The 6,323-nt window shown below is 41.2% G+C and carries 7 protein-coding genes; 6 read left to right on the top strand and 1 reads right to left on the bottom strand.

Annotated features, from left to right (window positions below; translation table 11 throughout):
- Positions 1 to 90 precede the first annotated feature (90 nt).
- Positions 91 to 1,335: a class I SAM-dependent rRNA methyltransferase gene (locus B4N75_RS09035; RefSeq protein ID WP_296707200.1), complete on the top strand. Its 1,245-nt coding sequence runs from the start codon at positions 91 to 93 to the stop codon at positions 1,333 to 1,335.
- A gap of 18 nt (positions 1,336 to 1,353) precedes the next feature.
- Positions 1,354 to 2,364: a tRNA (adenosine(37)-N6)-dimethylallyltransferase gene (locus tag B4N75_RS09040; protein WP_296707201.1), complete on the top strand. Its 1,011-nt coding sequence runs from the start codon at positions 1,354 to 1,356 to the stop codon at positions 2,362 to 2,364.
- Here the strand turns inward: B4N75_RS09040 and B4N75_RS09045 are convergent.
- The gene (locus tag B4N75_RS09045) at positions 2,336 to 2,548 is read right to left on the bottom strand and encodes a hypothetical protein (protein WP_078929703.1); all 213 of its coding nucleotides are present in this window, start codon (positions 2,546 to 2,548) and stop codon (positions 2,336 to 2,338) included. The two genes, B4N75_RS09040 and B4N75_RS09045, sit on opposite strands and share 29 nt — an antisense overlap.
- A 157-nt stretch (positions 2,549 to 2,705) precedes the next feature.
- Here B4N75_RS09045 and B4N75_RS09050 point away from each other — a divergent pair, with 157 nt between their 5' ends.
- The 4 genes from B4N75_RS09050 to B4N75_RS09065 all read left to right on the top strand — a co-directional run.
- Entirely contained in the window at positions 2,706 to 3,443 is a 738-nt protein-coding gene (locus B4N75_RS09050) for a TatD family hydrolase (RefSeq protein WP_296707203.1), read from the top strand.
- A 117-nt stretch (positions 3,444 to 3,560) separates the two neighbouring features.
- Positions 3,561 to 4,340, top strand: a complete 780-nt coding sequence (gene dapB, locus B4N75_RS09055; protein WP_296707205.1) for a 4-hydroxy-tetrahydrodipicolinate reductase — start codon at positions 3,561 to 3,563, stop codon at positions 4,338 to 4,340.
- A 194-nt stretch (positions 4,341 to 4,534) separates the two neighbouring features.
- On the top strand, positions 4,535 to 4,771 hold the full coding sequence (locus tag B4N75_RS09060; RefSeq protein ID WP_296667848.1) for an OadG family protein: 237 nt from the start codon (positions 4,535 to 4,537) through the stop codon (positions 4,769 to 4,771).
- Between the two features lie 20 nt (positions 4,772 to 4,791).
- The coding region (locus B4N75_RS09065) for a pyruvate carboxylase subunit B (protein WP_296707207.1) at positions 4,792 to 6,323 on the top strand (1,532 nt) is incomplete at its 3' end.

The following is a 6,323-nucleotide window of genomic DNA, read 5'->3' on the forward strand; positions in this document are numbered from 1 at the left end:
GCTCCAAAAATTTTGAATTCTGATACACTTTTGTAAATTTAATTTTTTTTGTATTATTAGCGTAAATTTTTGATTTTTGTCAGGTGAATTATGTTTCCAAGAGTGTTTTTAAATCCTTCCGAAGAGATTGAAGTTGCCCAGGGATTTCCGTGGGTTTTTGATAATGAAATCAGCCATGTAAAATTTGAAGAGAAAAGCGGTGTTAAGCAGGCTTTGCTTGGCGATTGTTCTGTAAAAGACGGCGAAGTTGTTGAAGTTTTTGCAAATGCGGGCGGTTTTTTGGGAACTGGTGTTATAAACCGCACTTCAAAAATTTCTGTCCGCATAATCGGAAGAGAACATGCCGACCAGATTATGAAAGACAGCCGCGCTTATTATGCAAAAAAAATTCAGGACGCTTACGATCTTAGAAAGCTTTATTACGACAGAAAAGACAGCTATCGTCTTGTCTATGCAGAAGCAGACTTGATTCCTGGCCTGATTGTTGAGCGCTACTGCGATGTAAAGAAAAATATTTATCTTGTTGTTCAGTTTTTGTCTTTGAGCGCAGAAGTTTTTAGAAAAGAAATTCTCGAAGCATTGAAGTCAATTATACGGCCTTATGGAATTTTTGAGAGGGATGACGCTGCTGTCCGCGAAAAAGAAGGTCTTGAAGAAAAATCCTGCTGGATTGGCGAAGCCCGCGACGAAAAGATTATGATTCGCGAAAACGATGTTCTTTTGGAAGTCGATATTGCGCATGGCCAGAAAACCGGATATTTTCTTGACCAGAAATTTAACCGCAAACAGGTTGCAAAACTTGCTTCTGGAAAAAAAGTTCTCGATGCTTGCAGCCACACAGGCGCTTTTGGTCTGAACTGTTTTAAGGGAGATGCAAAAGATGTTACCTGCGTTGATTTGAGCCCGGAAGCCGTTGCAATGATTGAAAAAAATATTGAGCTCAACGGCGCCGGAAAAAAAGTAAAGGCAGTTTGCGCGGATATTTTTGACAAATTAAAAGAATACGAATCAAAAGGCGAAAAATTTGATTTGATTATCCTCGATCCTCCTGCGTTTACAAAAAGTGCGAAAAATATTCAAAAAGCGTACGGCGGATACAAAGAAATAAATCTTCGGGCAATGCGCCTTTTGACAGAAAACGGAATCCTCGTAACCTGTTCATGCTCTTACTTTTTTGATTCGGAGCATTTTTACGGAATGATTATGAAGGCGGCCGAAGATTCAAAAAAACGCGTTCAAATTTTGGCAAAGTACGGGGCTGGACCTGATCATCCAGTCCTTGCAGGTTATCCTAAGTCTGAATATTTAAAATGCGCTGTTTGCCGCATGCTTTAGTTTTTCAGGAAACAAAAAATGAACTATAACTGTATTTTTGTAATCGGACCTACAGCTGTCGGAAAAACTGAAATTGGTGTCCGTCTTGCGGCAAGTCTTGGCGGCGAAGTTTTAAGCGCGGACAGCCGACAAGTTTACCGCGGACTCGACATTGGAAGTGGAAAGGATTTGCGCGATTTTAAGATGAATAAAAATCTCGCGCTTTCCCTCAATCCTGCGTTAAAGGACAAAATTACTGACGGTTTTTACAATGTTCCGTATCATATAATCGATGTTACGGATTTAAGTCACGAATACAGCCTGTTTGATTTTACGGCAGATTTTTACAATTCGTTTGCAGACTGCCAGAAACGTGGAGCTTTGCCGGTTGTTGTCGGCGGAACCGGAATGTATCTTGATTCAATACTCAGAAATTACGATATGATTCCGTTTGAAGAAGATAAGGCTGAAAGACGGAACCTTGAATCTCTTTCTTATGAAGAATTAAAGTCGATTTTAATATCAGAAAAAGAAAAGCTTCATAATACGAGTGAATTCGGCGACAGTGGGCGCATAATAAATGCAATTCTCTTAAACCGTTTTACAAAATCTGAAGAATATAAGACTCTGCGAAAAAAGGTTCTTTCGGCTCGTCCAAAGGTTAATCCTCTTGTGCTTGGCACAACCTTGCCGCGTCCTTTAGTCCGTGAGAGAATTGCAAAACGCCTGCACGACCGTCTTGAAGAGGGGTTAGTCGAAGAAGTTCAAAATCTGCACGAAAATGGAGCGTCCTGGCAGAGGCTTGAAAGTCTTGGTCTTGAATATCGTTTTGTGAGTGAATATCTTCAGCAGAAAATCGAAAGCAAAGAAAAACTTTTTGAGCTTTTAAACCTTGCAATCGGACAGTTTGCAAAAAGACAGGAAACCTGGTTTAAGGGAATGGAAAAGAAAGGCGTAAAAATAAACTGGCTGCCTCAAGAAATGCCTATTGATGTTCGTTTCGAGGCAGCTTTGGAGCTAGTTAGGCAACGGCTTCAGCAGGAGACTTGATTTTAGTAAGATAGCCGGTGCGGATACAAGAGTCGAACAAAGCCTTGCTAATAAAATCTGTTGTAACGTCATCATATCCGTCTTCATCGCGAACAATGCGAACAATGTAGCCGTCGTCCATTTCGCGCACAACAGTCATGTAGTCAGTTTTTTTACCAATGCTTTTAAGAGTGTATGTTCCCATTTTGAATTCCTCCCGCGTTTTTAACGCAAAAAAATGTTACGTACATAATTATTTTCGGTATAATAAAAAAAACATTAACAAAAAGTTTAAATATTCTGGCGCTTTCGTTTGCAGCCAGAAGTTTGCATGAGCTCTGCCGAGAAAATGAGGTTTTTAGTTGGTTTTTGACGCGCACTTGCATTTAGTTCATTCTTCTCTTCCTGATTTTTCTAAAACTGGAAAATCTGTCGATTTTTATGCCGGCGTTGCCTGCGCTCTTTCTGAGGATGAATTTATAAAACAGGAAAAAATCATTGATTCAATTCCTCAGAACTCCGGAATCAAGTTTTTTAAGTCGTTCGGAATTCACCCTCAAAACCCGGATTTTTCGTATTCAGAATACTTGATTCAGCTTCTCGAAAATAAAAAAATTGATGCGGTCGGGGAGTGCGGCTTTGATTTTTTTACGCAGGAATTTCGCACTATGTCTCGAAAACAGGAAAAAGTCTGGAATTTTCAGCTCGAGGCCGCAATAAAATACGGAAAGCCTCTTGTAATTCACGGAAGAAAGTGCACAGATCGTTTTTTTAAGGACATAAAACTTTTAAAAAAGGTCAAAGGCGTGATCTTTCATTCGTGGGCAGGAACTTTGACAGAAGCAAATTCGCTTTTAAAGAAGGGCGTAAATGCTTATTTTTCGTTTGGGAAGCCTATTTTAAATGGCAAGAAAAGTGCGATTGAATGCGTAAAATTTCTGGAAGAAAGCAGGATTGTCTTTGAAACCGATGCTCCGTATCAGACTTTAAAGGGCGAAGAAAAAACACTTCCCGAAGATATTTTAAAGGTTTATGAGCAGGCAGAAAAACTCCGTGGAAAAAAAATACAGCCTGATATAATGTCACTTTTCAAAAATTAGACTAATCTTTATAATTTTAGAGCGAATGTCGTGTTTTTTGCAGTTTAAAAAATGGACTTCGTTTTTATTAAAAATTTACTTTTATAGAAATAAATAAAACTTTGAGGAAGAAATAAAATGAAAATTGCGCTTGTCGGATATGGAAAAATGGGGCACATGATTGAAAAATGTGCAAAAGATGCAGGCCACGATGTTGTTGCAACGATCGACGTAATGGCAAAAGACGCTGCAAATATAGTGCCGCAAGGAGACGGAAAAGCCGTTGCCGATGCTGTAAAAAATAGCGGAGCTGAAGGTGTAATCGAATTTTCTCATCCGACTGCCGTTCTCGGAAACCTGAATGCTTTGATTCCTCTTGGACTTCCAGTAGTTGTTGGTACGACCGGCTGGGCAAAAAGCGAAGGCGAAATTGCAGAGCTCTGTAAAAAAACTTGTGGAACAGCAATGCGTTCTTCAAATTTTTCAATCGGCGTAAATATGTTTTATAAAATTGTAGAAGAAGCGGCAAAAATTATGGCAGAATACTCTGATTATGACGTTGCCGTTTGGGAAGCCCACCACAATCAGAAAGCCGACAGTCCTTCAGGGACCGCGCTCGAAGTTGCCCGCCGTATAATGCTCGGAAATAAATCGAAAACTCAGATGGTTTTTGATGCTTTCCACGAAAAGCCAAAGGCGAATGAGCTTCACGTAAGTTCAACCCGCGTTGGTTTTGTTCCTGGAACTCATACAGTTTTCTTTGATTCTCCAGCGGACGAAATCGAACTTACACACAGGGCTAGAAGCCGCGAAGGTTTTGCAAAAGGAGCGGTTGTTGCCCTTGAAAAACTTGCCGCAAAACTTGCATCCGGCGAGCTTGAAAAAGGCAGGCTTTACGGAATGAGTGATTTGTTCTAGTTTATTGGAAGAAAAAGAGATTGAAAGAGGAAAAGAAAACTTTTTAAGGTGTCTTTTCCTCTTTTTTTATTCATTTTGCAGTGTAAAAAAATCGTTAAACAAGTCTGGAATCATTGAATAAAGATTTTCAATAATTTATACTTTTACTAATATTCAATCATTTTAAATAAAAATATTTCATTTATGGAGGAAATATGACAATCCAAGAAATGCTGGGACAGAGCGCAATTCTTACTGTCCTGGGTATGTGTGTCGTTTTTGCCTTCCTCATCATCTTGATTGGCTTTATGAACTTGCTAAGAGTAGTTATTCATGCGGCCAAACTTGACAAAGAGGCGCCAAAAGCCGAAAGTGCAGCTCCTGCGGCCGCACAGGTTGACCAGAAAGCAGTTGTTGCGGCTATTGCAACAGCACTGCGCAATAAAAACTAATTTTAGAGGTATTTGACAAAATGGCAAAGAAAATTGGAATTTCTGAACTTGTTTTGCGTGATGCTACACAGTCTCTTCACGCGACACGTATGACGACAGCTGATATGCTGCCAATCGCTCCAAAAATCGACAAAATCGGATATTGGGCTGCTGAGGCTTGGGGCGGAGCTACTTACGATTCTTGTATCCGCTTCTTGAACGAAGATCCGTGGGAGCGCCTTAGAAAGCTTCACGCTGCAATGCCAAACACAAAAATCATGATGCTCTTGCGCGGACAGAACCTTCTTGGCTACCGCCACTACGCTGATGATGTTGTTGACAAATTCGTTGAGACTGCTGCAAACAACGGAGTTGATGTTTTCCGTATTTTTGATGCCTGCAACGACCCTCGCAACCTTGAGCGCGCTACAAAAGCCGCAAAAAAGACTGGAAAGCACGTTCAGATGGCGATTTCTTACGCTACAACTCCATATCACACAAAAGAAATCTACGCTGACCTTGCAAAGACATACGCTGACTTCGGCGCGGATTCTATCTGTATCAAAGATATGTCTGGTCTCTTGAAGCCATATGAGGCTTATGACCTTGTAAAAGCAATCAAGTCAAAGGTTGACCTTCCAGTTGAGATTCACTCTCATGCCACAACTGGTCTTTCAGTTGCTACCCTCTTGAAGGCTGCTGAGGCTGGAGCTGACGTTCTTGACACTGCGATTTCTTCAATGGCAATGGGAACTTCTCATTCTCCGACAGAAACTGTTGTTGAAATGCTCAAAGGAACTGAGTACGACACAGGCCTTGATATTTCTGCTTTGCTTGAAATTGCTGCTTACTTCCGCGAAATCCGCAAGCACTATGCTTCTCTTGAATCTAAATTCTTGGGTGCAGACACTCGAATCCTTAAATCTCAGGTTCCGGGCGGAATGCTTTCTAACCTCGAGAATCAGCTTAAACAGCAGGGCGCATCTGACAAAATCGACGATGTATTGAAAGAAATTCCTCTCGTTCAGAAAGATGTAGGATATGTTCCTCTTGTAACTCCAACTTCTCAGATTGTCGGAACTCAGGCTGTATTCAACGTTCTCTTCGGACGCTACAACAACCTTACTCAGGAATTCAGAGACCTTCTCGTTGGAAAATACGGAAAAGTTCCAGCTGCTCCAAACGCTGACCTCGTTAAGAAAGCTCTTGAGCTTAACAAAATGGACAAAGTTATTGACTGCCGTCCAGCTGACCTCATTGCTCCTGAGTGGGACAAAATGGTTGAAGAAGCGAAGAAAAACGGCGGAAACGGCTCTGTTGAGGATACTCTTACTTACGCTATGTTCCCGAAAGTTGCCGCTAAATTCTTTGAGACCCGCGCAAACGGTCCTGTTGACGCAGAAAAGACATTCGGTCTTAAAGAGACTCCAAAAGCTGAAGCTAAGTCTGCAAACGGCTCTTACACTGTAACTGTAAACGGACAGAGCTATCAGGTTACTGCTAACGGCGACAATGTTACTGTTGACGGAACTCCTTACAATGTAACATTCGGAGCTGCAAGCGCGTCTGCTCC

The sequence above is a fragment of the Treponema sp. UBA7570 genome (assembly GCA_002477955.1).
Taxonomy (GTDB): domain Bacteria; phylum Spirochaetota; class Spirochaetia; order Treponematales; family Treponemataceae; genus Treponema_D.

Coding starts and splice junctions, on each gene's coding strand:
- B4N75_RS09040 (WP_296707201.1), top strand. CDS start 1,354: ATGAACTATAACTGTATTTTTGTAATCGGACCTACAGCTGTCGGAAAA.
- B4N75_RS09045 (WP_078929703.1), bottom strand. CDS start 2,548: ATGGGAACATACACTCTTAAAAGCATTGGTAAAAAAACTGACTACATG.
- B4N75_RS09035 (WP_296707200.1), top strand. CDS start 91: ATGTTTCCAAGAGTGTTTTTAAATCCTTCCGAAGAGATTGAAGTTGCC.
- B4N75_RS09060 (WP_296667848.1), top strand. CDS start 4,535: ATGACAATCCAAGAAATGCTGGGACAGAGCGCAATTCTTACTGTCCTG.
- dapB (WP_296707205.1), top strand. CDS start 3,561: ATGAAAATTGCGCTTGTCGGATATGGAAAAATGGGGCACATGATTGAA.